Source organism: Methyloversatilis sp. XJ19-13 (assembly GCF_024580155.1).
Classification (GTDB): domain Bacteria; phylum Pseudomonadota; class Gammaproteobacteria; order Burkholderiales; family Rhodocyclaceae; genus Methyloversatilis.
Genome location: NZ_JANINH010000009.1, coordinates 25,097 through 50,979 on the forward strand (window position 1 = coordinate 25,097; position 25,883 = coordinate 50,979).

The following is a 25,883-nucleotide window of genomic DNA, read 5'->3' on the forward strand; positions in this document are numbered from 1 at the left end:
AGGCAGTCCACTTGTCTGCAGTTCTCAGCCAATCCAGCGAGTTCAGCATTGAAGCCCGCCGCAATTGTTCGATGTCGCCGCGCGCGCTCCTGACTTTTTTTCTGGTCACCTGTGCGCTGTCGTTGGTGATAGCGGCTGCGTGGGCGGCAGTTGGCGTGTGGTGGGTGTTCCCGTTTGCCGGGCTGGAAATCAGCGCGCTCGGGCTTGCGTTCATTGCGTACGGGCGCAGGGTAGGTGACTTTGAGCGCATCCATCTCGACGACGAGCGTTTGCTCGTCGAGGTCTGCGAAAAAACGCGTGTGAGCCGATACGAGTTCGCACCGGCATGGGCAAGAGTTGAAACGCGGAAGGCAGGTTTCGGTTCGGAAGTCGTTGTGCGGTGTCGCGACAGACAAGTGACGGTCGGTCGCTACCTCGACGAAAAAGGTCGCGTGAAACTTGCGCGTGACCTCGCTGGAAGATTGCGGGAAAGACGTTTTTAGCTGTTTTGCTGTTTGTTGCTTGGCCGTTGTCTGGAATCACCGTTTCACAGAACCAATCACAACATAAATCTGGGGTTGCATTATGGCGCTATCAAGAGGTGGCTTGCCCATTGCCCGTCGGGCCTGGGCAGCGATGGGTTTGTTTCTGCTTTCGGGGATTGCCCAGGCGGAAATGAAACTGAATCTGCAGGAGCCAATCACGGCGCTCGGTCGTGACGTCTACGATCTGCACCTGCTGATGACCATCGTCTGTGGCGTCATTTTCGTCGCCGTTTTCGGTGTGATGTTCTGGTCGGTGTTTGTGCACCGCAAGTCCGCCGGTTACAAGGCGGCAACCTTCCACGAAAGCACGACAGTTGAAATACTCTGGACCATCGTTCCGGTTTTCATCCTGCTAGGCATGGCATGGCCCGCGACGAAGACCATTCTCGCCATGCGTGATACGACGAACGCCGACATCACCATCAAGGTGACGGGGTACCAGTGGAAATGGGGTTATGACTATCTGAAAGGCGAGGGCGAGGGCATCAATTTCGTCAGCACGCTTTCCACGCCGCAGCCGCAGGTGCGCAATGAAACGCCGAAGGGCGAGAACTACCTGCTCGAAGTCGATAACGAACTGGTTGTTCCGGTCGGCAAGAAGATCCGCATCCTGACAACGGCCAACGACGTCATCCACGCATGGTGGGTGCCGGCACTTGCCGTCAAGCAGGACGCCATTCCGGGTTTCATTCGCGATACGTGGTTCCGAGCGGAAAAGACGGGTACCTATCGCGGTCAGTGCGCGGAACTGTGCGGCAAGGAACATGGATACATGCCGATCGTCGTCAAGATCGTGACTGAGGACGAGTATGCGGCATGGGTTGACGCCAAGAAGAAGGCGATGGCTGCAGCCGCTGACGACCCGAACAAGATGTACCTCGTCGAAGAACTGACCCCGCGCGGAGAGAAGGTGTTTGCTGCCAACTGCGCCGCCTGTCATCAGGCGAATGGTCAGGGCTTGCCGCCGGCCTTCCCGGCGCTCGTCGGGTCCAAGGTCGTGCTCGGCCCGCAGGACGGTCAGATCGACATCCTGTTGAACGGCAAGTCGGGTACTGCAATGGCTGCTTTCAAGCACCTGAGCGATACCGAACTGGCAGCCGTGATCACGTACACCCGGAACAGCTGGGGCAATGCCACCGGTGAAGTCGTTCAGCCGTCGGACATCAAGGTGGCGCGCGAGTAAGCGACCGTCTCCGAACCTTCAGTCAACATTCTAGATTTTCAGGAGAGCAACATGGCTGCGATTCCGGGCGGTGCCGACCACGCACACGATCACGACCACCATCAACCCAGTGGCATCATGCGCTGGGTGACTACGACGAATCACAAGGACATCGGCTCGATGTATCTGTGGTTCAGTTTCGCGATGTTCCTTGTTGGCGGCGTCATGGCGCTCGTCATCCGCGCCGAGCTGTTCCAGCCCGGCCTGCAGGTCGTTGATCCCGACCGCTTCAACCAGATGACGACGCTGCACGGTCTGATCATGGTGTTCGGCGCGATCATGCCGGCCTTTGTCGGCTTCGCGAACTGGATGATTCCGCTGATGATCGGCGCGTCCGACATGGCGTTTGCGCGCATGAACAACTGGTCGTTCTGGCTGCTGCCGCCGGCGGCCATCCTGCTCACCTCGTCGCTGCTCGTGCCGGGCGGTGCCGCTGCTTCGGGCTGGACGCTCTACCCGCCGCTGACTGTGCAGATGGGCATCGGCATGGACATGGCGATCTTCGCGGTCCACATTCTCGGCATTTCGTCGATCATGGGTTCGATCAACATCGTGACGACGCTGCTGAACATGCGTGCGCCGGGCATGACGCTGATGAAGATGCCGCTGTTCTGCTGGACCTGGCTGATCACCGCCTATCTGGTCATCGCGGTGATGCCGGTTCTGGCCGGTGCGGTCACGATGATCCTGACCGACCGTCACTTCGGCACCAGCTTCTTCAACGCTGCCGGTGGCGGTGACCCGGTGCTGTATCAGCACATCTTCTGGTTCTTCGGCCATCCCGAGGTCTACATCATTGCGATCCCGGCTTTCGGTGTCGTGTCGCAGGTGATTCCCGCGTTCTCGCGCAAGCCGCTTTTCGGTTACGCCTCGATGGTCTATGCGACCTCGTCGATCGCCATCCTGTCCTTCATCGTGTGGGCGCACCACATGTACACGGTGGGCATGCCGGTTGCCGGTCAGCTGTACTTCATGTTCGCCACGATGCTGATCGCCATTCCGACCGGCGTGAAGGTGTTCAACTGGGTAGCCACCATGTGGCGCGGCTCGCTGAGCTTCGAAACTCCGATGCTGTTCTCGATCGGCTTCCTGTTCCTCTTCACGCTGGGCGGCTTCTCCGGATTGGTGCTGTCGATGACGGCGGTGGATATCCAGCTGCACGACAGCTACTACGTCGTGGCGCACTTCCACTACGTGATGGTCGCGGGCGCGCTGTTCTCCGCCTACGCCGGCGCCTACTACTGGCTGCCGAAGTGGACGGGCCACATGTACGACGAAAAGCTGGGCAAGCTGCATTTCTGGCTGTCCATCGTGTTCTTCAACATGACCTTCTTCGTTCAGCATTTCCTCGGTCTCGCAGGCATGCCGCGCCGTATCCCGGACTACTCGCTGCAGTTTGCTGAGTTCAACATGATCTCGTCGATCGGTGCCTTCGGCTTCGGTCTGTCGCAGCTGGTGTTCCTGGTCGTCGTGCTGAAGTGCATCAAGGGTGGCGAGAAGGCCTCTGCCAAGCCGTGGGATGGTGCCGAAGGCCTTGAGTGGACGGTGCCGTCGCCGGCGCCGCATCACACCTTCGAAACGCCTCCGGTCTTCAAGTGAGCGCCGCTGTGACCTCAAGTGATGACGAGCTCCGCCGCCGCAACGTACGTACTGCGGTGTGGCTGGCGGGGACTGCGATTGCCGTGTTCGTGGCGTTCGTGGTTCGTTACGGGTTGTCCGGCCAATGACGACGCCGGAGCAGGGCGGAACGGTGTCCGAAAGACGCAACCGCTCGACGCTGGTGCGCTTGATCGTGTCCGCATTTCTGATGTTCGGCTTCGGCTACGCGCTGGTGCCGTTCTACGAAAAGCTCTGTCAGGTGCTGGACGTCAACAACCTGAACAAGCAGGACAACAGCCTGCCTCTGAACACCCAGGTTGACCGTTCGCGCAGTGTGACGGTCGAGTTCGACGCCAACCTGCACAAGCTGCCGTGGAATTTCAAACCGGTGACGGGTTCCATGGTGGTGCACCCGGGTGAAGTCGTGACGATTGAGTACGAGGTGTCGAACACGCGTCAGAACGCGGTGACCGGGCAGGCCATTCCGAGCTACACGCCGTCGGCTGCGATGCAGTACTTCCAGAAGATGGAGTGTTTCTGCTTCAAGCAGCAGACGCTTTCGGCGGGTGAGGTGCGGCGGATGCCGGTGGCCTTCCTGGTGTCGCCTTCGCTGCCGAAGGATATAAATACCATCACCCTGTCGTACACCTTCTTCGAGGTTCCCGGTGCGACGGCTTCGGCGCCCGCACGCGACGCCAGTGCTGGCGCAGGAGGTTGAACATGGCCAGTGTGTTCCGCAATGTCGTGACCGTGTTGTCCGCGTTTGTCGGTGTGCGGGGAAAGCGCAATCATGACGAAGCAGCGGCGTCTCTGACGCCGGTGCAAGTTATCATCACGGGCGTCGTGGCCGCCGCGTTGTTCGTGATCACGTTGCTGGTGGTTGTGAGAGTTCTGATCAGTATTGCTTGAAAGAATAACGGGAAGGAAAATTACAAAATGAGTTCGAATACGCCTCAACAAGCACCGTATTACTTCGTGCCGTCGCCATCGACCTATCCGATCACCGGTTCGGTCGCGCTGCTGTTGTTTGCACTGGGTTCAGTGCTGACGATGAACGCGATCCAGGGTGGCCCTTACGTTCTGGGCGCCGGCATCCTCACGCTGCTGTACATGATGTTCATCTGGTTCCGGAAGGTTGCCCACGAGTCGGAAGGCGGGCTGTACAACAAGCGGGTCGGCATGTCTTTCCGCTGGAGCATGGGCTGGTTCATCTTTTCGGAGGTGATGTTCTTTGCGGCCTTCTTTGGCGCGCTGTTCTACGCACGTGTGCTGGCCATCCCTGATCTCGCGTCGCTCGAACATCAGGCCTTGCTGTGGCCCGAGGCGACGAACGTCTGGCCGAACCCCGGTCCGGCGTACGACGGCGGACCGTTCACCCCGATGGGCGCATGGGGCATACCGGCACTCAACACCTTCCTGCTACTGACTTCCGGTGCCACGCTGACGTGGGCGCATCACGGCCTGCTGCACGACAACCGCGGGCAGCTGAAGCTCGGTCTGTTTCTGACCATCCTGCTCGGCGTCGTATTTCTTGGTTTCCAGGTCTACGAATACACGCACGCCTACAGTGATCTGAACGTCAAGCTGACGACCGGCGTGTTCGGATCGCTGTTCTACCTGCTGACGGGCTTTCACGGTTTTCACGTCACCATTGGTGCAACGATGCTGATCGTGATACTGTGCCGCGTCTTTGCCGGACATTTCACGTCGCAAAACCATTTCGGCTTCGAAGCGGTTGCCTGGTACTGGCACTTTGTTGACGTCGTCTGGCTGCTGCTTTTCGTGGTGGTCTACTGGATCTGACGGTACGGAATTAGCGAGGAGGAGAGTGGGCCGGTATCAAACAAGAGCCCTTAAAAAATAAATACTCGGCGCCGCACTTCGTGCGGCGCTTTTTTTCGTGGATCCGATCCAGTGTTGAACCGTTTGATGAAACGAGCGCTGCTGGGCCCGGCAGCGACATGAAGCCCTCGCTCAGAGTTTTCCTTCGATGAGCCCGAAGCGGTAGCTCAACGTCAGTGCGACGAACAGCGCGATCGACAGTCCGACACGTAGCGCCAGCGCGCGCATCATCCGGCTTGAGTTCCCCGTATCGCGGAACAGGAAGAACAACGCCGACCCGAGGCTGGCAATGATGAACAGCAACACGACGATAACGAGATAGCGCATCAAACGATTCCCTTTTCAAGATGTCCAGTGTATCCCGGACGTCTGACCGCAATGACCCAGTTCACCTTCGCCCGCCGCACTTTCGTGATCCGTTTCTGGCCTGCGCTGATCTGCGCGCTGGTCATTGCGGTCACGATCGGCGCCGCACAATGGCAGACCGCCCGCGCGCACTACAAGCAGGGTCTTCTCGCCGCGTATGAACGTGCCCAGGCGGCCCCCGCACTCGATGTCACGCGCTGGGGGGCGGTCGCGCCGCCCGAGTATTCGAGCGCCACCGTCGAAGGCGTGTGGAAGGCCGATCAGTTGATTTACGCGGACAACCGGGTACGCAACGGCCAGGTCGGTTATGGGGTGTTCATGCCGCTATGCCAGACGCCGGCGCGTTGTGTCCTGGTCGATCGTGGCTGGGTGCGCAGTGGCCGCTTGCGTGAAGACCTGCCGGCGGTCCCGACCGCACCCGGCGTGCAGCGTATCCAGGGTGTCATTCTGCGTGCCGACTCCAGATTCGTCGAATTGTCGGCTGACTCGGTCGACGGCAAGGTGTGGCAGAACGTGACGGTCGATCGCGTCGCGCGCGCCAGCTCGCTGGAACTGGCACCTTTCATCCTCGCGCAGCAGGCTGGTCCCGATGATGGTCTGGCACGCGACCCGTTCAAGCCGGAGTTCGGCATCGACAAGCACATCGCCTACGCCGGTCAGTGGTACGCATTCGCGCTCGTCACTGCGTTGTCCGGACTGTTCGCCGCCATGAAGAAAACAGGAGAGAAGTCTTGAACGGCAAGAAGACGCTGGTTGTAATCGGTCTGGTGTGCACGCTGCCCCTGATCGCCTCGTATGCACTTTATTATCTGTGGCGACCCGACAGCACCGTGAACTATGGACAGCTGTTGTCCCCGCAGCCCTTGCCGAAAGAGGTGCTGACGTCGATCGCCGGCAAGCAGTTCGATTTTTCCAGTCTCAAGGGCCGCTGGACCCTGGTGCTTGCCGAAAGCGGCGCATGCGATGCGCGCTGCGAGCAATCGCTGTATTTCATCCGGCAGGTACGCAAGGCGCAGGGCGAGCATCAGGACCGCATCGAGCGGGTGTGGCTGCTCAATGACGCGACAGCACCGCAGCCCAGACTGGTCGAGGCGATCGACGGCATGCACATCGTGCGTGCGGAAGGCTCGGCGACGCTGGCCGCGTTGACCCGGGAGCCTGCGCATGCCAGGGCGATTTATCTGATCGATCCGCTCGGGCAATTGATGATGCGCTACCCGGACGAGCCGGACCCGAAGAAGATGATCAAGGATTTCCAACGACTGATGAAGTACTCGAGGCTCGGCTGATGAATACCTACCGCAAGCTGCTGCTCGCCACCCTGGCGATGACTTTCGCGCTGATCGTGCTTGGCGCCTACGTGCGACTGTCCGACGCCGGACTGGGTTGTCCGGATTGGCCGGGCTGTTACGGACACGCCACCGTGACCCAGGCATCCGACCACATCACCGCTGCGCAGGAGGCCGACCCGCACGGCCCGGTGACCTTTGCCAAGGCATGGAAGGAAATGATCCACCGCTACTTTGCAGGCATCGTTGGCTTGTGCATTGTCGGCATCGCCGCGCTTGCGTGGCGCAACCGACACGATCCTGCGGCGTCGCCCTGGCTGGCGACAGCCCTCATAGGCGTTGTAGGCCTGCAGGCAATGTTCGGCAAATGGACGGTCACCATGCTGCTCAAGCCGGCCATCGTCACCGGCCACCTTATCGGCGGCCTGACCGTGCTCGCACTGCTGGTCTGCCTGTATGCGCGCACGCTCGCGCCATCCCGCATCACCGTCAGTCCGGCGCTGCGCCTGTTCGCCCTGTCGGCCTTCGTGGTGCTCGCAGCGCAGATCACGCTGGGTGGCTGGGTCAGCACGAATTACGCGGCGCTGGCCTGTTCCGACCTGCCGACCTGCCGTGGCGCCTGGGTGCCGGAGATGGATGTCGTCAACGGCTTCCACGTCATCCGTGAGCTGGGCGTCGGTGCCGATGGCGAGACGCTGACCATCGAGGCCTTGACGGCGATTCACTGGATGCATCGAGTTGGCGCCGTCGTCGCGACGTTCGTGCTGGTGTCCCTGGCGTTTGGTCTGCGCAGAGCCGGCCATGCAGCGCTTTCGACAGTGCTGCTGGTGATTCTGGTGCTGCAGGTGTTGCTCGGTCTTGCCAATGTCTGGTTCAGCCTGCCGCTTCCGCTGGCTGCTGCACACAACGGCGGCGCTGCTGCGCTGGTGATCGTGATGGTGCTGATAAACTACCGTCTTCGCGCGACTGCGCAGCAACGCTATCCCGGAGTTCTCCATGAAAGCCATGCGGCTTGACCTTCCGCCCCTGTCGCTGAGGCTGGCCAATTACCTGCAGCTGACCAAGCCGCGCGTTGTCCAGCTCATCGTTTTCTGCGCGGTAATTGGCATGTTTCTCGCGGTGCCGCAAGGCCTGCCGCCGATGGGTGTGGTGCTGGCCGCCACCGTGGGGATCGGGCTGGTGGCGGGCGCTGCTGCTGCGATCAACTGCCTGGTGGAACAGAAAATCGACGCCGTGATGGCGCGCACGAGGGCGCGTCCGTTGCCGCGCGGTGAAGTGAACTCGCTCGAAACGCTGGTGTTCTCGGGTGTGGTCGGCGGAGTTGGCCTGACCCTGCTTTACCATTGGGTCAACCCGCTGACCATGTGGCTCACGCTGGCGACCTTCATCGGTTACGCCATCATCTACACCGTCATACTAAAGCCGGCGACACCGCAGAACATCGTGATCGGCGGTGCCTCGGGCGCGATGCCGCCGGTGCTGGGCTGGGCCGCGGTGACCGGTGAGGTGTCTTCCGACGCACTGCTGCTGTTCCTGATCATTTTTGCGTGGACCCCACCGCATTTCTGGGCTCTGGCGCTCTACCGCACTCAGGAGTATGCAAAGGCCGGCCTGCCGATGCTGCCGGTGACGCATGGCTCCGAATACACCCGGCTGCAGGTGTTTCTCTATACGCTGATCCTGTTCGCGGTGACCCTGTTGCCATTCGCCTCGCGCATGAGTGGCTGGATCTACCTCGCGGCGGCCGTCGTGCTGGGGGGTACTTTCATTGCCTACGCCTGGCGCCTGATGCGCAATTACTCCGATGATCTCGCCAAGCGCACGTTCCGCTTTTCACTCTGGCACTTGTCGCTGCTGTTTGCCGCGCTGCTGGTCGACCACTACATCCCGCTATGAACCGCCGCTTTTTCGCGACTGCGCTGCTTGCTGTTGTGCTGTCGGGCTGTGGTCCGTCGGGCCCCACTTATCGCAGCATCGACGTGACCGGTGCCGAATATGGCCGGGGTTTCACGCTGACCGACCACACCGGCCAGCAGCGAACGCTCGCCGATTACAAGGGCAAGCTGGTCACGTTGTTCTTCGGATTCACGCATTGCCCCGATGTGTGCCCGACAAGCCTGTCCACCATGAAGCAGGCGCTCGAGCAGCTCGGGCCGGACGCGGCAAAAGTGCAGGTGCTGTTCATCACGGTGGACCCGGAACGCGACACGGCGGAACTGCTCGCCGGCTATGTGCCGAAATTCGACCCGTCCTTCGTTGGTCTGCGCGGCGATGCCGCGGCAACTGCGGCCACGGCCAAGGAATACAAGATTTTCTACCAGAAGGTCGCCGGCAGCACCGAAGGCCAGTACACGATGGATCATTCCGCGGGTACTTACGTCCACGATGTGCAGGGCCGACTGCGGCTGTTCATCCGGCATGGCGAGACGGCTGCCAACATTGCGGAGGACCTGAAAACCTTGCTCGCAGCCGGGTGACAACAAAAAAGCGACCTTCGGGTCGCTTTTTTGTTGTCCGGCCGAAAGATCGCGCCCGTCCTTCGAGTCAGGCGGCCACGCCTAGCGCACGGTGCATGGTGGCTTTCATTTTCTGCATGGCCTTCGCTTCGATCTGGCGAATGCGCTCGGCCGATACGCCGTACTCGTCGGCCAGTTCATGCAGCGTGGCCGATTCACCTTCCTGAGCCAGCCAGCGGCGCTGCACGATGGTGCGGCTACGGTCGTCGAGCGCGGCCAGTGCCGACTGCAGGCCTTCTTCGCGCAGACGCACGTCCTGCGCCGCCTCCATCACTTCCAGCGGTTCGGCTGCGCTGTCGGTCAGCCAGCTGATCGGCGCCATGCGGGCACTGTCGCGGTCGTCGTCGTCGGTATTGCCCTCAAGTGCGATGTCCTGCCCGGTCAGACGGGTTTCCATCTCGACGACTTCCTCCGGCTTGACGCCCAGTGTCTTCGCCACTTCGCGGACCTCAGCGGGATTCAGCGTGTTGCTGCTGTGCTTGAGGCTGCGCAGGTTGAAGAACAGCTTGCGCTGCGCCTTGGTCGTCGCCACCTTGACCAGACGCCAGTTGCGCAGGATGTATTCGTGGATCTCCGCCTTGATCCAGTGGATGGCAAACGACACCAGACGCACGCCGCGATCCGGATCGAAGCGCTTCACGGCCTTCATCAGGCCGATATTGCCTTCCTGGATCAGGTCGGCATGTGGCAGGCCGTAGCCCAGGTAGCCGCGCGCAATGGCGATCACCAGGCGCAGATGGGACATCACGAGCGCGCGTGCGGCTTCGAGGTCTTCCTCGTCGCGGAAACGCCGCGCCAGCGCCTGCTCCTGCTCTTCGGTAAGCAGCGGTACGCGGTTTGCAGCCTGGATGTAGCTGTCGATATTGCCGAGGGCGCCAGCCACCGGCAGATTCGGAACAATCAAAGCATGGGTCATCGTGCATTCCTCCCTTGTGCGCAAGATTAGCACTCCTCGTCACTGAGTGCTAATCGTCGAAAGGGTTCATTGCGTCGCAATATGTAACGGGTCACTGCACGCCAACTGCGACGGCTCGCTTTGAGATTGGACCGGGGGGCACGCTACAATCCCCTCATCAGTCACCGCCCTGTCAAACCGCCGATGCGCATTCCGACTGCCCTGTTCCTGCTGATGTGCTGTCCGGTGATCGCGCTCGCCCAGTTGCGTGCGATTCCACCGGACGCGATCAAGGCGAAGATGCAGCCGCCGCAGGACGGTCTGGTCGAAATGGGCAAGCATGTCTTCCGGCTGGCGCCCGGTGCGCACATCCGTTCGACCGACAACCGCATCATGCTGCCGGTCATGATCACATCCGAACAGGTCGTGCGGTATCAGCTCGACGCCAATGGCGATCTGTACCGCGTGTGGATCCTGTCGCCGGACGAGATCGACCTGCCGGCCCCCAAACAGTAAGCAAGCATGATGATCCGGATGAATTCGCCCCGATGAGCCGCAAGATTTATATCAAGACCTTTGGCTGCCAGATGAACGAGTACGACTCGGACAAGATGGCCGACGTGCTCGGCGAGTCCGAAGGCCTGACGCCGACTGATCGACCGGAAGAGGCCGACGTGATCCTGTTCAACACCTGCTCTGTGCGCGAAAAGGCGCAGGAGAAAGTGTTTCATGACTTGGGCCGGGTCAAGCACCTGAAGAAGGACAACCCGCGCCTGCTGATCGGCGTCGGCGGTTGCGTCGCCAGTCAGGAAGGTGCGGCCATCGTCGAACGCGCGCCCTATGTCGACTTTGTATTCGGTCCGCAGACCCTGCATCGACTGCCCGACCTGATCGCGAAACGCCGCGAGAGCGGTCGGCCGCAGGTCGATATCAGCTTTCCCGAGATCGAGAAGTTCGACCACATGCCGCCGGCGCGCGTCGAAGGCGCCACCGCCTTCGTATCCATCATGGAAGGCTGCTCGAAGTACTGCACCTTCTGCGTCGTGCCCTACACGCGCGGCGAGGAAGTGTCGCGTCCGCTGGACGATATCCTGACCGAGGTGGCGACCCTGGTCGGCCAGGGCGTGAAGGAAGTGACCTTGCTCGGCCAGAACGTCAATGCCTGGCGTGCGCCGATCAGTCGTGGCTCGGACGACATCGGCGACTTCGCCTTCCTGCTCGAATGCGTGCATGACCTGCCCGGCATCGAGCGCATCCGCTATACGACCTCGCACCCGCGCGAAATGACGCAGCGGGTGATCGACGCCTATGCGCGACTGCCCAAGCTGGTGTCGCAGTTGCACCTTCCGGTGCAGAGCGGTTCGGACCGCATCCTCGCGGCGATGAAGCGCGGCTATACGGCGCTCGAATACAAGGCGGTGGTGCGCAGGCTGCGCGCAGCGCGTCCCGACCTGTCGCTCAGTTCCGACTTCATCATCGGCTTCCCGGGCGAAACCGACGACGACTTCGAGAAAACGATGAAGCTGATCGAAGACGTCGGTTTCGACAACAGCTTCAGTTTCGTCTACAGCGCACGGCCCGGCACGCCGGCCGCCGACATGGCGGACGACACACCGGCCGAAGTGAAGCAGGCGCGACTGGCTCGACTGCAGAAGCGCATCGAGGAGCACACGCAGGCGATCAGCCAGGCCATGGTCGGCAAGGTGCAGCGCATCCTGGTCGAGGGTGAATCGCGCAAAGACGCCCGCGAACTGGCGGGCCGCACCGACAACAACCGCGTCGTGAATTTCAGCGGCCCGGCCCGGCTCATCGGACATTTCATCGACGTGCGCATCGAATCCGCGCTGCCGCACAGCCTGCGTGGCGCGGTGCTGACCCGAGAGGCGGTCGGCGCTTGAAAACCAAACCGCTCGAGTTGCTGCTCGAACCGCTGGACAACACGCGGCTGGCCAATCTGTGCGGCGTGCTCGACGAAAACCTGCGCCAGCTGGAAACCGCCTACGACGTCGAAATCGCGCGTCGCGGCGAAAATTTCCGCGTCAGCGGTGATCCGGTGCAGTCGCAGCGGGCCGTCGTTGCGCTGCGCCACTTCTACAGCGTCGCCAAGGACCACCTGAGTGTCGATGCCATCCAGCTTGGCCTGATCGAACTGTCGAACCGCGGGCTGCCGGAACCCGGAGCGCCCACGCTGCTGACACGCAAGAGCAATCTGCACAGCCGCACGCCGCGGCAGGCGCAGTACCTGAAGCAGATCCAGGAACACGACATCACGTTCGGCATCGGTCCGGCCGGCACCGGCAAGACCTATCTGGCCGTGGCCAGCGCGGTTGACGCGCTGGAACGCGAAACGGTCGCGCGCATCGTGCTGACCCGCCCTGCGGTCGAAGCCGGTGAGCGGCTCGGTTTCCTGCCCGGCGATCTGGCGCAGAAGGTCGATCCGTATCTGCGGCCACTGTACGACGCGCTGTACGAACTGATGGGTTTCGAGCGCGTGGCGCGCGCCTTCGAGCGGCAGGTGATCGAGATCGCGCCGCTGGCCTACATGCGCGGCCGTACGCTGAACAACGCCTTCATCATTCTCGACGAGGCGCAGAACACCACGCCGGAACAGATGAAGATGTTCCTGACCCGCATGGGCATCGGCTCCAAGGCGGTCATCACCGGCGACCTGACGCAGGTCGATCTGCCGCGCGGCCACAAGAGCGGGCTGGGCGAAGCGCGCAAGGTGCTGCATGACGTGCGCGGCATCGCGACGACCGAATTCCTCGCCGAGGATGTCGTGCGCCATCCGCTGGTGGCGCGCATCGTGTCCGCCTACGAACGATTCGACGCGCAGCGCGAGGCCGAAGAAGCCATGCGCAGGGGACCGCGCGGCTGATGCGGCTGAATCTGTCGGTGCAGTACGCCTGCGCGCGGGAAGGCTGTCCGCCGCGCGCCGATGTCCTGCGCTGGGTGCGTGCCGCACTCGACGCGGAGGTCGTGGCGCGTGCCGACATCACGGTGCGCTTCGTCGACGCCGATGAAGGCCGTGCGCTGAATCTCGACTATCGCGGCCGTGACTACGCGACCAACGTGCTGTCGTTCCCGTACGAGCAGGGCGCGCATCTGGCGGGCGATCTCGTCGTCTGCCAGCCGGTTCTTGCGACCGAGGCGACTGCACAGCGCAAGCCGTTCGCGCAGCATGCTGCCCATCTGATCGTGCACGGCACGCTGCACCTGCAGGGCCGGGATCACGAAACGTCGGAGGCGGACGCCGAGGCAATGGAGGCTGAAGAACGGCGCATCCTGGCCGGGCTGGGTTTGCCCGATCCGTACGCCGACGACCGCTGAAACCGGGCATGCGACGGTGCGCTCGCGGCCTGCGACGCACGCCTGACTCGAAACCTGCACGCAGCTCGGGTTACACTTGCGGCGTGTTCGTTCCCCATTCCCCGCATGGACAGTAGTCCTTCTGCCCCGCATCGCCCGGGTTTTCTCGAACGGCTGAGCCATCTTCTGATGCGCGAACCGGAAGACCGGGACCAGTTGCTGGCGCTGCTGCACTCCGCCTTCGAACGCAATCTGCTTGACGCGGACGCCCTGTCCATCATCGAAGGCGCGCTCCAGGTGTCCGACATGCCGGTGCGCGACGTGATGATTCCGCGCGCCCAGATGGATTGCGTCGACATCGAGGACCCGCTGGAAAAGATCGTCGATACCGCGCTGCGCACCGCGCACTCGCGTTTCCCGGTCATCGGCGACAACCGCGATGACGTCATCGGCATCCTGCTCGCCAAGGATCTGCTGCGTCTGGTGGCCGGCCACGACGACAGTCTGCGCGACATGCTGCGACCGGCCGTGTTCATCCCGGAATCCAAGCGGCTCAACGTGCTGCTGCGCGAGTTCCGCGCCAGCCGCAACCACATGGCGATCGTCGTCGACGAATACGGCGGTGTGGCGGGGCTGGTGACGATTGAGGACGTGCTGGAACAGATCGTCGGCGACATCGAGGACGAGTACGACTTCGACGAGTCGGCCGACAACATCCGGATCGATCAGGCCGGGCGCTATCGCGTCAAGGCGGCGACCGAGATCGAGGATTTCAACGAAGTTTTCGCGACCGGGTTCGAAGACGACGCCTTCGACACGGTCGGCGGTCTGGTCATCCACCAGCTCGGCCGCCTCCCCAAGCGCGGCGAAGTCATCCAGCTGCAGGATCTGCGTTTCACCGTGTTGCGCGCCGACAGTCGTCGCGTGCATACGCTGATGGTGGATCGCATCAAGCCGGCCACGCCGATCGCCGCATCGCAGGCCGAATGAAGCCGGCGTTCAGGCTGGCCGCAGCCGGTGCGGCCGGTCTGCTGGCGGTTGCCGGATTCGCACCGCTTGGCCTGTTTGCGCTCCCGCTGCTGTCGCTGGCCACGCTGCTGTGGCTGACCGACCGCTGCGCCCCGCGTGCTGCAGCGCTGACCGGTTTCGTGTTCGGCCTGGGCTGGTTCCTCGGCGGTGTGTCCTGGGTACATGTCAGCCTGCACGACTTCGGCGGCATGCCGATGGTCATTTCACTGCTCGCGACCTTCCTGTTCTGCGTCTACCTGTCCTTCTTCCCGGCGGCGGCCTGCGCAGCACAGTGCTGGCTGCGCCCCGGTCGCGTGCTGTACGCGCCGCTGTTTGCCGGCCAGTGGGCGCTGACCGAATGGCTGCGCGGCACGCTACTGACCGGATTTCCCTGGCTGGCCAGCGGCTATGCGCACGCGCCACCCAGCCCGCTGGCGGGCTACGTACCCGTGTTCGGCGTGCACGGCGCAGGCTGGATCGCCGCACTGATCGCCGCCCTGCTCGCCGCGGCCGCGCTGCAGCGGATGACCTGGCGGCCGGCCCTCGTGTCGCTGGTCGCACTGCTGGCCGGTGGCGCGCTGCTCGGAGCCATTCGCTGGACCGAGCCCACAGGCCGCACGCTGACGGTGAGCCTGCTGCAGGGCAATGTGCCGCAAAGCCTGAAGTGGGTGCCGGAACGTCTGCCCGATTCGATGCAGACCTATCTCGACCTCGCGCGCACCTGGCCCGCCGATCTGGTCGTGTTGCCGGAAACCGCGATCCCGGTGCCTTATGACGAAATCGATCCGGACTGGCTGGCCGACGTGCGACGCACCGGCCGCGATGTGCTGATGGGGGCGATCACCATCGGTCGCGATGGCGATGGAACCGCCCGCTACTTCAACAGCGCGGTCGCACTGGGTCGTGACGATGCGCGCTACAGCAAGTCGCATCTGGTGGCGTTCGGCGAATTCACGCCGCCGCTGTTCGCGTGGACGCTGTCGCTGCTGTCCATCCCGATGTCCGACTTCGGTCGCGGTGCGGCGGTGCAGCCGCCGCTCGATCTGGCGGGCGAGAAGGTGGCGGTGAACATCTGCTACGAGGACGTGTTCGGCGAGGAACTGATCGCCGCCGCGCGCGATGCGACGCTGCTGGTCAATGTGTCGAACACCGCCTGGTTCGGCGATTCGCTGGCACAGCCGCAGCATCTGCAGATCGCGCAACTGCGCGCGCTCGAGATGGGCCGGCCCATGCTGCGCGCCACCAATACCGGCATGACGGCAGCCATCGGCGCCGACGGTCGCGTCATCGCTGCACTGCCGCCGTTCCAGCGCGCCGGACTGCGCGTCGAACTGTCCGGTCATCAGGGCCTGACGCCCTTCATGCGCTGGGGCAATGCGCCGGTGGTGATCGGCGCGCTGCTGCTGATCGGGGCGGCGATGGTGCGGCGCAAGGCGAGCCGGTAGAATCCGCGCTTTCCGATTCGTTCAGTGCCCATGTCCGCCGCACCCACATTCCAGGAAGTCCTGCTGCGTCTGTCCCGCTTCTGGGGTGACCAGAACTGCGCCCTGCTGCAGCCTTATGACATCGAGGTCGGTGCCGGCACCTTCCACACCGCGACCTTCCTGCGCGCCATCGGCCCCGAGCCCTGGCGCGCCGCCTACGTGCAGCCATCGCGCCGCCCGAAGGACGGGCGCTACGGTGAGAACCCGAACCGGCTGCAGCACTATTACCAGTTCCAGGTCGCGCTGAAGCCGTCGCCACCGAACATCCAGGAGCTGTACATCGACAGCCTGCGTGCGCTGGGGCTGGACCCGTCGCAGCACGACATCCGCTTCGTCGAGGACGACTGGGAGTCGCCGACGCTGGGCGCCTGGGGGCTGGGCTGGGAAGTGTGGCTCGACGGCATGGAGGTGACGCAGTTCACCTATTTCCAGGAGGTCGGTTCGATCCCCTGCAAGCCGGTGCTCGGTGAAATCACCTACGGCGCCGAGCGCCTGGCGATGTATCTGCAGGGCGTCGAGAACGTGTATGACCTGGTGTGGGCGCCGGGCATCCGCTACGGCGACGTCTATCACCAGAACGAGGTCGAACAATCGACCTACAACTTCGAGCACTCGAACGTCGAATGGCTGTTCAGGCAGTTCGGTGACTACGAGTCGGAAGCGAAGCGCCTGATCGAAATCGGCCTGCCGCTGCCCGGTTACGAAATGGTCATGAAGGCCTCGCACAGCTTCAACCTGCTCGATGCGCGCGGCGCGATTTCGGTCACCGAGCGCGCCGCCTACATCGGTCGCGTGCGTGCACTGGCGCGACTGGTGGCGCAGGCCTACTACGCGTCGCGCGAGCAGCGCGGCTTTCCGATGGCCGACCTGACGAGCCCGCGCCTGCGCGCGCTGCTGGGCGAAGAAGAGTGCAGCCGCATCGAAGCGCTGCGCGCCGCCTGATCACCGATTGCTTCGACGCCGCCGGTCATGGCGGCTGATTCTGGACTGATTATGCACGCCACATTACTGGTCGAACTGCTGACCGAAGAGTTGCCGCCGAAAGCGCTTTCGCGACTGGGCGAAGTGTTCGCCGACGGCGTGTTCAAGGCGCTGGTCGAGCGCAAGCTGGTCGCCGCCGATGCGCGCATGGACCGCTACGCCAGTCCGCGCCGCCTCGCACTTGCATTGCAGAACGTGACCGACCGAGCGCCGGATGCCGTGGTCGACGAAAAGCTGATGCCGGTCGCCGTCGCGCTCGACGCCGATGGCCGGCCGACACCGGCATTGCTGAAGAAGCTGCAGGCGAAGAACATCCCGGCCGAGGCGCTGCCGCAGTTCACGCGCCGGATGGATGGCAAGAGCGAAACGTTGTTCCACGCGATGACAGTTGCAGGCGCTGCGCTTGATGACGTGCTCGCCGGCATCGTGCTCGACGCCTTGAAGAAGCTGCCGATTCCGAAGCTGATGCGCTGGTCCGACTGCGACTTCCAGTTCGTCCGTCCGGTGCATGGGCTCGTCATGCTGCATGGCGACCGCATCGTGCCGGGCGAGGCCTTCGGTCACGCATCCGGCCGCAGCACGCGCGGCCACCGCTTCATGGGCGAGGGCGAGGTGACGCTGGCGGGTGCTGACGAGTATGCCCGCACGCTGTATGAGCGCGGTTCGGTCATGGCCTCATTCGAGGCGCGCCGCGCGCTCATCACGCAGAAGCTGGCCCAGGCCTGCGCGGCGCTGGGTGAGGGCGTGCGTCACGTCGATGACGCAGCGCTGATCGACGAAGTGACGGCGCTGGTCGAGTTTCCGGTCGTCTACATCGCCCAGTTCGAACCGGAATTCCTGGCGGTGCCGCAGGAATGCCTCATCCTGACGATGAAGGCGAACCAGAAGTACTTCCCGCTGCTCGACGCCTCGGGAAAGCTGCTCAACCGCTTTCTCGTCGTGTCCAACATGCAGGTGGCCGATGCGCACAACATCGTGTCCGGCAACGAACGCGTGGTGCGCGCCCGCCTGTCCGATGCGCGCTTCTTCTTCGAGCAGGACAAGAAGACACCGCTGGCCGGACGCATCACGAAGATGGAGTCGGTGGTCTATCACAACCGCCTCGGCAGCCAGTTCGACCGCGTCATGCGCATCCAGAGGCTGGCGTCGGAAATCTCGCATCTGCTCGACGCGGACGTGATGGCAACGGCACGCGCCGCACTGCTGGCCAAGGCCGACCTGATGACCGACATGGTGGGCGAGTTTCCCGAGCTGCAGGGCGTCATGGGACGCTATTACGCGCAGCATGACGGCGAAACCGACACGGTGTCGGCGGCGGTCGAACAGCACTATCGCCCGCGCTTTGCCGGCGATGCGTTGCCGCAGGGCGATGTCGCCAGCGCGGTATCGCTGGCCGACAAGATTGATGCGCTGGTCGGCTTCTTCGGCATCGGCCAGATTCCGACTGGCGACAAGGATCCGTTCGCGCTGCGCCGCGCCGCACTGGGCGTGCTGCGCATCCTGATGGACGCGTCGCTGCCGCTTGATCTGGGTCAGCTGGTGCAGATCGCAGCCGGCGGTTTCCGTGCCGGCCAGATCGGCGCCGGCGAAACCGCCGGGTTCGCCGCGCAGCTGCTCGATTTCATGCAGGAACGACTGCGCAACCTGCTCAAGGATGGCGGCCACGACGCGCGCGCAATCGATGCCGTACTGGCGCTCAAACCAACACGCATCGATCTGGTGCCAGCCAAGCTTGCCGCCGTGGTTGCATTCTCCGAACTGGCCGAGGCGCAGTCGCTCGCAGCGGCCAACAAGCGCATCGTGAACATCCTGAAGAAGGCGGGCGAGGTCGGTGACGTCATCGACCCCGCGCTGTTCGCGGTAGATGCCGAGGTCGAGCTGAACCATGCGCTGAGCACGGCAAACATGATGGCGCATCAGCATGTCGAACGTGGCAACTACGCTGGCGCACTGAGCGCGCTGGCGATGCTGCGTGCGCCGGTCGATCGCTTCTTCGACGACGTCATGGTGAACGATGACGATGCGGCCGTGCGTGCCAACCGGCTTGCGCTGCTCGGTCAGCTGGCCACGGCGATGAATGCCGTGGCGGACATTTCGCGGCTTGAACTGAAAGACTGACGGATGAAGCTGATCATCCTCGACCGCGACGGCGTCATCAATTACGACTCCGACCAGTTCATCAAGTCGCCGCAGGAGTGGCGACCCATAGAAGGTTCGCTCGAAGCGATCGCGCTGCTGAACCAGTTCGGCTGGCGCGTCGTGGTGGCGACCAACCAGTCCGGCGTCGGTCGCGGGCTGTTCGACATGGACACCCTGGCTGCGATCCACGACAAGATGCACCGCTCGCTTGCCCAGACCGGCGGGCGCATCGACGCCATCTTCTTCTGTCCGCACGCGGCCGATTCGAAGTGCGCGTGCCGCAAGCCCAAGCCGGGCATGCTGCTGGAAATCGCCAGTCGCTTCAACGTGGATCTGGCGGACGTACCGGTGGTCGGTGACAGCCTGCGCGACCTGCAGGCGGCCGATGCAGCGGGCGCACAACCTGTGCTGGTGCGTACCGGCAAGGGCATGAAGACCGAAGCCGATCCGGCGCTGCCGCCTGGCGCCCGGATCTATGACAATCTGGCCGCCATGGTGCGCGCACTCACGGTGACTGCCGACTGATGACCTTCGTTCGCTCCGTCCTGTTCTTCCTGTTCCTCGCCGTCATCACGCCGCCGTTCTCGCTGATTGCCATCCTGGTGAGGCCTCTGCCGCCGCGCGTGCGCTATCGCATCATCGGCGCCTGGACGCGCCTCACGATGTTCGCGCTGCGTTTCATCGTCGGCCTGCATTATCGCGTCATCGGCCGCGAGCACCTGCCTTCTCGCAGTGCGGTCGTGCTGTGCAAGCATCAGTCGGCGTGGGAGACATTGAGCCTGCAGGTGATCCTGCCGCGCGTCGCCTTCGTGTTCAAGAAGGAGCTGTTGCGCATTCCGTTCTTCGGCTGGGGACTGGGTTGCATGCCGATGATCGCGATCGACCGCTCGGCCGGCAAGGACGCGCTGGCGCAGGTCGAGGAGCAGGGCCGCATACTGCTCGAACAGGGATTCTGGGTGACCGTTTTTCCGGAGGGCACACGCATGCCACCCGGGCAGACTCGACGCTATAAGGTCGGCGGCGCGCGGCTTGCGCAGGTGACCGGTGCGCCCGTGGTACCGATCGCGCACAATGCGGGTGACTACTGGAAGCGCAACGCCTTCCTGAAGTATCCGGGCGAAATCGTCGTGAGCATCGGCCCTCCGATCGCGACACAGGGCTTGACGACCGAACAGATCAACGGGCACGCTCAGGTCTGGATCGAAAGTGAAATGCGTCGACTTTTTCCGCATCACTATGAAGCCGAACACCTGTCCGCAGCAGCTTGAGTTGGCCCTCGATACGCCGGAACACGCCGCGCCGCCGCCGCTGCGCGGGCGTCATATCGTGCTTGGGCAGCAGATCGTCGAGTACGCGCTGCGTCGTTCGCGTCGCCGCTCGATCGGTTTTTCGATCGGTGAATCCGGGCTGCGCGTGACCGCGCCGCACTGGGTGACGCTGCCGCAGATCGAGGAGGCGCTACGCGAGAAGCAACGCTGGATATTCACCAAACTGGGCGAAGTGCGTGCGCGCCGTGCGCCGGTGCGCACCGACTGGCGCGATGGTGCCCGACTGCCCTGGCTGGGCGGTCATGTGACGCTGCGGCTCGGCGACACCTGCGCCCGGCCGATGATCGACGATGACATGCTGCGTCTGCCGCTGCCGGCCGATGCCGACCACGACCGCGTGCGCGATGCGGTGTGCGCCTTCCTGCAGCGTGAAGCGCTCACGCGCTTCACGCAACGTGCGACCGAACTGGGCGCGCGCATCGGCGTGTCGCCGTCGCGCGTCATGCTCAGTTCGGCCAATACGCTTTGGGGCACATGCACCGCTCAAGGCGTGATCCGGCTCAACTGGCGACTGATCCATTTCTCGCCAGCGATGATCGACTACGTGATCGCCCACGAGCTGGCGCACCTGAAGGAACTGAATCACTCGCGCGCCTTCTGGGATACCGTGGCGCTGATCCTGCCCGGCTTCGAAGCCGCGCGACGCGAGTTGCGTACCCAGCACCCGGGTCGCATCGTCGCCCATTGAACCGCCCAAACTGCGAGGTCACATCATGAGAATCCTGCACACCATGTTGCGCGTCGGTCAGCTCGACCGTTCGATCGAGTTCTACACCAAGGTGCTCGGCATGCGCCTGCTGCGCCGGCAGGACTATCCGGACGGCAAGTTCACGCTCGCCTTCATCGGCTATCAGGACGAATCGGAAGGCGCCGTGCTCGAACTGACTCACAACTGGGATACCGACACCTACGAGATGGGCAACGCCTACGGCCACATTGCGCTGGAAGTCGATGACGCTTACGCAACCTGTGATCAGGTCAGGACACTGGGTGGTCGCGTGGTGCGCGAAGCCGGTCCGATGAAGCACGGCACGACCGTGATCGCCTTCGTCGAGGACCCGGACGGCTACAAGATCGAATTCATCCAGCGCGGCACGTCGGGCGCCAGCTGAACCCGGGCGTCGCTCACGCGACCTTGCGTGCCGCCTGCTGCTCGGCGCGCAGCTCGGTGGCCAGTGCCTCGGTCTCGTCGACCAACTGCTCCACCCATGCGGCGCACTGAGGGTCTTCCGACGGAATGCCGCTGCCCCCGCGTTCCAGTTGCGCGGCAATGCCGGCGCCCCGCGTGGCGCCGAAGTTGCGCACGATTCCCTTCAGCGTATGTGCCTGCGTCGCCAGTTCTTCCCGGGTGCCGCCGGCAAAGGCCTGCACCAGCGCGTCCAGTGTGTTGCGATAGTCGCGCAGGAAAAGCGTGATGATGTCGTGCATCAGGCCCTCGTCGCCACCGAGGTTGCCGAGCATGAACAGGCGGTCGAACCGCGTTGCGTCCGCCGGCGTGTCGGGCGGGCGGCTGACCGATGGTGCAGCGGACGGACCGAGTGCTTCGTCCAGCGCGCGCAGCAGCGCCGGGACCTGTACCGGCTTCGATACATAGCCGTCCATGCCGGCTTCGATGCATTTTTCGCGGTCGCCAGCCATTGCGTGTGCAGTCATCGCGACGATGGGTGTGTGCCGCTGGCCGTCCTGGGCACGGATGTGCCGCGTTGCTTCGAAGCCGCCCATCTGCGGCATCTGCACGTCCATCAGGATCACGTCGAAGCGCTGCCGGGCGGCCAGTTCCACGGCCTCGGCGCCATTGCTGGCCAGTTCGACGTGATGGCCGAGCCGTTCCAGCAGACGCAGCGCGAGCGTCTGGTTGATCGGATTGTCTTCGGCCAGCAGGATGTTCAGCGGTCGGTTGTCGCGCAACGGGGGCAGCGCATCGGACGGCCGTCCGGCTGGCTTGTCGGGACCCATGCCGAGCGCGGCCATCAGGGCATCGAGCATCTGTGCTGACTCAACCGGCCGTGCGATCAGGCCGCTAACGCCGGCCGGCACCGCCCTCGCGTCGGGTGCTGCTTTGCCGTCATGCAGCACGATGATGGGCAGGTCCGGGCTGTATTCGCTGCCCAGCGTATGCACCAGCGCCCAATCGTCGCGACGGGCAATCTCCAGGTCGACCAGCAGCGCCTGGTAGCAGCGCGCTTCGGTCTCTGCCGACACGATGGCGCCGATGCCGGCGTCGAGGTCGGCGCACAGTTTCGGTACGACATGCCAGTGCGCCAGCCGGGCCGCCAGATCCCCGCGTGCGGCTGCGTCCGGTTCGATCACCAGCACGGACACGTTGTCCAGGGAGCGGGTATCTGACTGGGCAAGCTCGCTGCCGAGGGCGCGCGGAAAACAGGCGGTGAAATGGAAGGTCGAGCCTTCGCCGGGCGTGCTGGTGACGCCTATCGTGCCGTCCATGCACTGCACCAGACGCGTGCAGATGGCCAGTCCGAGGCCGGTGCCGCCGAATCTGCGCGTGGTCGAGGTATCCGCCTGCGAGAAGGCGTCGAAAATCAGCGTCTGCTTGTCGAGTGGAATGCCGATGCCGGTGTCGCGAACGGCAAAGCGCAGGCCTTGTGCCTCGGGCGTGATCTCGTCCAGCGTGACCGATACGTCCACCCGTCCGTGTTCGGTGAATTTCAGCGCGTTCGATATCAGGTTGGTCAGTACCTGACGCAGCCGCATCGGATCACCCAGCACCGCGTCAGCCACCGCGGGATCGATGTGGCAGCGCAACTCTACCTGTTTGCCCGGTTTTGGTCGCAGGGTGCGCACGACACCACCGATGACGTCGCGCAGGCTGAACGGTATCCGCTCGAAATCCAGATGACCGGCCTCGATCTTCGAAAAGTCGAGGATGTCATCGATCAAGGTCAGCAACGCATCGGAAGACTGTTTTACCAGGCTGAGATACTCGCGCTGTTCGGCGGTCAGGTCGGTGTCGAGCGCCAGTTCCGTCATGCCCATGATCGCATTCATCGGCGTGCGGATTTCGTGGCTCATGTTTGCGAGGAAGTCGCTCTTTGCGCGGTTGGCCGCTTCGGCAGCGTCACGTGCATGCATGATCTGTTCTTGTATTGCCTTGCGTTCGCTGATGTCGGACACGAAAGCAGTGAACAGCGTGCGCCCCTTCATTTGTGACGCGGTGATCGCAAGTTCGGCCGGAAACAGGTTGCCGTCCTTGCGGCACAAATCAAGTTGAAGGTGATGGCCCACGACTGCGTCAAAGCGTCGGCTCAGCCATTGCACCAGATCCGTCTCGTCTCGTTGGCGCTCGCTGCGCGTGACCAGCAGTTCGATCACTGGCCGTTGCATCGCCTCGGTCAGGGTCCAGCCCAGCATGCGTTCGGCCGCCGGGTTGTACTCGAGGACGTTGCCGAAGGTGTCGAACGTGATGACCGCATCGATCGCGGCAGTCATGATGGCGCCGGTGTGTGCCTCGCTTTCGGCCAGCGCGCTGCGCTGGTCGTACAGGCTCAGTGATGCCCAGTTCAGTGCCTGCGCCAGCCGGTCGGTCTCGTGCGAACCAGTGCCTGCCGGCAGAGTTTCACCCGTCGAACGGTCGAGTCGCTCGGCAAAGTCGGTGCACTGCTGTAATGCGGCCAGCGGACGGCGCAGCAACGCGTACAGCGCAACGATGCCGACCAGCATGGCGATCAATCCGTGTAGCAGGCTGTCAGCCAGGATGTGTTGCCACACCTCGCGTGCTTCGGCACTGTCGGTTTCAGTGCGAAGCCAGCGCAGGCCCGCATCGCTGTTCAGCGGAACCCAGCTGACGACGCGCGTCTGGCTGCCTCCGCCGGTGCGGCTTTCGCTCGCCGACAGGGTGCGGACGTCCGGTTGCGGTATCGCCGGCGGCGCTTCGAACTGTGTTGGGGCGGTTCCCACCCAGTTGGGTCCGCCGTTGTGCCGGAATGCCGCCAGTGTGGTGCCATCGGTATTGATCAGTGCCGCACCCTGCAGGCGGGTGTCGCCCGGCAACCGCTGCTGGAGGTTGCTCTGGTCAAGCAGAGTGGCCTGCTGGAGCCGTTCGCCGATCACGCGAGTTTCGGCCAGCGCATTGCGATGCAACTGCTGCAGAGTGTGTTGCGACTGTTCGTGCGCGGTGTAGAGCGCATTGCCCACCACACTGACGCAGAACACCAGCGCGAACAGTCCTGCAATGCGTTGCAGCAGACCTCCGCCACCCGGCGTCAGTGCATCATCCATGGCTCAGGTATCGTCCTGAAAGCGGGCGCGAATGCCCAGCACCTGATCCCACTGGCCAAGCAGTGCATCCACGCAGACAGCATCGAAGTGGCTGTCGCGGCCCTCAATCAGGAAGGCTGTTGCCTTGTCGAGGTCCCAGGCCGGCTTGTACGGTCGCGGCGAGGTCAGTGCATCGAATACGTCAGCAACGGCCACGATACGGCCGACCAGCGGAATGTCCTCGCCGGCCAGTCCGTTGGGATAGCCGGTTCCGTCAAACTTTTCGTGATGAGTCAGGGCGATCGTCGCGGCGAGCTGCATGTAGGGAGATGCCGAATCCTTCAGGATTTCGTGGCCGATGGAAGCGTGCCTGCGCATGATCACCATTTCGTCCGGATCCAGTCGGCCCGGCTTGAGCAGTATGTGGTCCGGCGTGCCAAGCTTGCCGACGTCGTGCATCGGCGCTGCGATCAACAGCGATTCTTCCATGTCGGCATCCAGCCCCATGGTGCGCGCGATCAGTGCGGAATAGTGCGCCATGCGCAGGATGTGGGCGCCGGTTTCCGGGTCGCGGAATTCGGCTGCGCGCGCCAGCTTGTTCAGCGTTTCGCGCTCGCGTCCGTAGATTTCGGCAGTGGCCCGGCGCACCTCGTCGGCCAGCGTCCGGGCGTGGTTGGCCAGCGCGACCTGACTGCGGCGCAGGAACAGCATGTTCTTCACGCGCGAGGTGAATTCGATGCGGTCCAGCGGCTTGTTCAGGAAATCGTTGGCACCCGATTCAAGCGCTCGGTAGCGCACCTCGCGTTCGTGATCCGCGGTCACCATCAGCAGCGGTGTCTGCGAGCGGGCAGGGTGGCTGCGGAAGCGCCGGATGAACTCGATACCATCCATGTCAGGCATCATGTAATCGACAATCACCAGATCGGGATCTTCGAGCATGCAGTGTTCGAGCGCTCCGGCGGGCGACAGGAAACAGGTCGCCGTGCAGTCGGGCAGCTTGCCCAGCAGCGCAGCCATCAGCACCAGGTTCACCTGGGCATCGTCGATCACCACTACGTTCATCGGACGAACCTCTGGTTTCGGTCAGTGTATTTTGTGGAAGCTTGCGGCGCGCCCGTACATTCAATATGTTGCATCGTGCCCGTTTAACGGACGCAGCCGTCGCA

General features: G+C 63.4%; 28 protein-coding genes. 24 read left to right on the forward strand and 4 right to left on the reverse strand.

The window, feature by feature from the left end; genetic code table 11:
- The first annotated feature begins 11 nt into the window (after positions 1–11).
- The 7 genes from NMQ14_RS12665 to NMQ14_RS12695 all read left to right on the forward strand — a co-directional run bounded on the left by NMQ14_RS12665 (position 12) and on the right by NMQ14_RS12695 (position 5,148).
- Positions 12–482 (forward strand): DUF2244 domain-containing protein, encoded by a 471-nt coding sequence (locus tag NMQ14_RS12665; protein ID WP_257096682.1) that lies wholly within the window; start codon positions 12–14, stop codon positions 480–482.
- A gap of 172 nt (positions 483–654) precedes the next feature.
- A complete protein-coding gene (gene coxB, locus NMQ14_RS12670; protein ID WP_257096684.1) occupies positions 655–1,707 on the forward strand; it encodes a cytochrome c oxidase subunit II in 1,053 nt (350 codons plus the stop codon).
- Positions 1,708–1,758: 51 nt separating this feature from the next.
- On the forward strand, positions 1,759–3,345 hold the full coding sequence (gene ctaD / locus NMQ14_RS12675; protein ID WP_257080851.1) for a cytochrome c oxidase subunit I: 1,587 nt from the start codon (positions 1,759–1,761) through the stop codon (positions 3,343–3,345).
- A gap of 8 nt (positions 3,346–3,353) precedes the next feature.
- Positions 3,354–3,473: a cytochrome oxidase small assembly protein gene (locus NMQ14_RS12680; protein ID WP_257081072.1), complete on the forward strand. Its 120-nt coding sequence runs from the start codon at positions 3,354–3,356 to the stop codon at positions 3,471–3,473.
- Entirely contained in the window at positions 3,470–4,063 is a 594-nt protein-coding gene (locus NMQ14_RS12685) for a cytochrome c oxidase assembly protein (protein WP_373457193.1), read from the forward strand. Before NMQ14_RS12680 ends, NMQ14_RS12685 begins: the two co-directional genes overlap by 4 nt.
- A 2-nt stretch (positions 4,064–4,065) precedes the next feature.
- Positions 4,066–4,254 (forward strand): DUF2970 domain-containing protein, encoded by a 189-nt coding sequence (locus tag NMQ14_RS12690; RefSeq protein ID WP_257096689.1) that lies wholly within the window; start codon positions 4,066–4,068, stop codon positions 4,252–4,254.
- 27 nt (positions 4,255–4,281) lie between these two features.
- A complete protein-coding gene (locus NMQ14_RS12695) occupies positions 4,282–5,148 on the forward strand; it encodes a cytochrome c oxidase subunit 3 (RefSeq protein ID WP_257096691.1) in 867 nt (288 codons plus the stop codon).
- 171 nt (positions 5,149–5,319) lie between these two features.
- Here NMQ14_RS12695 and NMQ14_RS12700 read toward each other — a convergent pair whose 3' ends face one another.
- Positions 5,320–5,514 carry a twin transmembrane helix small protein gene (locus tag NMQ14_RS12700; RefSeq protein ID WP_257080855.1) on the reverse strand — a complete coding sequence of 65 codons (195 nt, stop codon included), beginning with the start codon at positions 5,512–5,514 and terminating at the stop codon, positions 5,320–5,322.
- Between the two features lie 51 nt (positions 5,515–5,565).
- Here NMQ14_RS12700 and NMQ14_RS12705 point away from each other — a divergent pair, with 51 nt between their 5' ends.
- Genes NMQ14_RS12705 through NMQ14_RS12725 form a run of 5 tightly spaced genes read left to right on the forward strand, consistent with a single transcriptional unit; the run spans position 5,566 to position 9,319 of the window.
- Positions 5,566–6,288, forward strand: coding sequence for an SURF1 family protein (locus tag NMQ14_RS12705; RefSeq protein WP_257096693.1), 723 nt, complete (start codon positions 5,566–5,568; stop codon positions 6,286–6,288).
- Complete coding sequence (locus tag NMQ14_RS12710; protein ID WP_257096695.1) at positions 6,285–6,842, forward strand: hypothetical protein; 558 nt, start codon at positions 6,285–6,287, stop codon at positions 6,840–6,842. Before NMQ14_RS12705 ends, NMQ14_RS12710 begins: the two co-directional genes overlap by 4 nt.
- On the forward strand, positions 6,842–7,858 hold the full coding sequence (locus NMQ14_RS12715) for a heme A synthase (protein WP_257096697.1): 1,017 nt from the start codon (positions 6,842–6,844) through the stop codon (positions 7,856–7,858). Before NMQ14_RS12710 ends, NMQ14_RS12715 begins: the two co-directional genes overlap by 1 nt.
- Positions 7,839–8,738, forward strand: a complete 900-nt coding sequence (cyoE, locus tag NMQ14_RS12720; RefSeq protein WP_257096699.1) for a heme o synthase — start codon at positions 7,839–7,841, stop codon at positions 8,736–8,738. The genes NMQ14_RS12715 and cyoE overlap by 20 nt, the downstream gene beginning before the upstream one ends.
- Positions 8,735–9,319: an SCO family protein gene (locus NMQ14_RS12725; RefSeq protein WP_257096700.1), complete on the forward strand. Its 585-nt coding sequence runs from the start codon at positions 8,735–8,737 to the stop codon at positions 9,317–9,319. Before cyoE ends, NMQ14_RS12725 begins: the two co-directional genes overlap by 4 nt.
- A gap of 67 nt (positions 9,320–9,386) precedes the next feature.
- On the opposite strand, the gene rpoH is transcribed toward NMQ14_RS12725, so the two are convergent.
- Positions 9,387–10,274, reverse strand: coding sequence for an RNA polymerase sigma factor RpoH (gene rpoH, locus NMQ14_RS12730; protein WP_257096702.1), 888 nt, complete (start codon positions 10,272–10,274; stop codon positions 9,387–9,389).
- 183 nt (positions 10,275–10,457) lie between these two features.
- Between rpoH and NMQ14_RS12735 the strand changes: the two genes are divergently transcribed.
- From NMQ14_RS12735 to gloA, 12 genes are all read left to right on the forward strand, one after another.
- A complete protein-coding gene (locus NMQ14_RS12735; RefSeq protein WP_257096704.1) occupies positions 10,458–10,769 on the forward strand; it encodes a hypothetical protein in 312 nt (103 codons plus the stop codon).
- A gap of 32 nt (positions 10,770–10,801) precedes the next feature.
- Positions 10,802–12,151 (forward strand): tRNA (N6-isopentenyl adenosine(37)-C2)-methylthiotransferase MiaB, encoded by a 1,350-nt coding sequence (gene miaB, locus NMQ14_RS12740; protein WP_257096705.1) that lies wholly within the window; start codon positions 10,802–10,804, stop codon positions 12,149–12,151.
- A complete protein-coding gene (locus tag NMQ14_RS12745) occupies positions 12,148–13,131 on the forward strand; it encodes a PhoH family protein (RefSeq protein WP_257096708.1) in 984 nt (327 codons plus the stop codon). The genes miaB and NMQ14_RS12745 overlap by 4 nt, the downstream gene beginning before the upstream one ends.
- A complete protein-coding gene (ybeY, locus tag NMQ14_RS12750) occupies positions 13,131–13,583 on the forward strand; it encodes an rRNA maturation RNase YbeY (RefSeq protein ID WP_257096710.1) in 453 nt (150 codons plus the stop codon). Before NMQ14_RS12745 ends, ybeY begins: the two co-directional genes overlap by 1 nt.
- Positions 13,584–13,688: 105 nt before the next feature.
- Positions 13,689–14,552 (forward strand): HlyC/CorC family transporter, encoded by an 864-nt coding sequence (locus tag NMQ14_RS12755; RefSeq protein WP_257096711.1) that lies wholly within the window; start codon positions 13,689–13,691, stop codon positions 14,550–14,552.
- A complete protein-coding gene (gene lnt, locus NMQ14_RS12760) occupies positions 14,549–16,015 on the forward strand; it encodes an apolipoprotein N-acyltransferase (protein WP_257096712.1) in 1,467 nt (488 codons plus the stop codon). The genes NMQ14_RS12755 and lnt overlap by 4 nt, the downstream gene beginning before the upstream one ends.
- A 30-nt stretch (positions 16,016–16,045) precedes the next feature.
- Complete coding sequence (glyQ, locus tag NMQ14_RS12765) at positions 16,046–16,996, forward strand: glycine--tRNA ligase subunit alpha (protein ID WP_257080867.1); 951 nt, start codon at positions 16,046–16,048, stop codon at positions 16,994–16,996.
- Between the two features lie 51 nt (positions 16,997–17,047).
- The gene (gene glyS / locus NMQ14_RS12770; protein ID WP_257096713.1) at positions 17,048–19,153 is read left to right on the forward strand and encodes a glycine--tRNA ligase subunit beta; all 2,106 of its coding nucleotides are present in this window, start codon (positions 17,048–17,050) and stop codon (positions 19,151–19,153) included.
- A 3-nt stretch (positions 19,154–19,156) separates the two neighbouring features.
- Positions 19,157–19,699, forward strand: coding sequence for a D-glycero-beta-D-manno-heptose 1,7-bisphosphate 7-phosphatase (gmhB, locus tag NMQ14_RS12775; RefSeq protein WP_257096714.1), 543 nt, complete (start codon positions 19,157–19,159; stop codon positions 19,697–19,699).
- Positions 19,699–20,442, forward strand: a complete 744-nt coding sequence (locus NMQ14_RS12780; protein WP_257096715.1) for a 1-acyl-sn-glycerol-3-phosphate acyltransferase — start codon at positions 19,699–19,701, stop codon at positions 20,440–20,442. Before gmhB ends, NMQ14_RS12780 begins: the two co-directional genes overlap by 1 nt.
- Positions 20,381–21,190: a SprT family zinc-dependent metalloprotease gene (locus NMQ14_RS12785; protein ID WP_257096716.1), complete on the forward strand. Its 810-nt coding sequence runs from the start codon at positions 20,381–20,383 to the stop codon at positions 21,188–21,190. Before NMQ14_RS12780 ends, NMQ14_RS12785 begins: the two co-directional genes overlap by 62 nt.
- A 25-nt stretch (positions 21,191–21,215) precedes the next feature.
- A complete protein-coding gene (gene gloA, locus NMQ14_RS12790) occupies positions 21,216–21,614 on the forward strand; it encodes a lactoylglutathione lyase (RefSeq protein WP_257096717.1) in 399 nt (132 codons plus the stop codon).
- A 13-nt stretch (positions 21,615–21,627) separates the two neighbouring features.
- On the opposite strand, the gene NMQ14_RS12795 is transcribed toward gloA, so the two are convergent.
- Complete coding sequence (locus NMQ14_RS12795) at positions 21,628–24,738, reverse strand: response regulator (protein WP_257096718.1); 3,111 nt, start codon at positions 24,736–24,738, stop codon at positions 21,628–21,630.
- A gap of 3 nt (positions 24,739–24,741) precedes the next feature.
- Positions 24,742–25,779, reverse strand: coding sequence for an HD domain-containing phosphohydrolase (locus NMQ14_RS12800; protein ID WP_257096720.1), 1,038 nt, complete (start codon positions 25,777–25,779; stop codon positions 24,742–24,744).
- Positions 25,780–25,883: the final 104 nt, after the last annotated feature.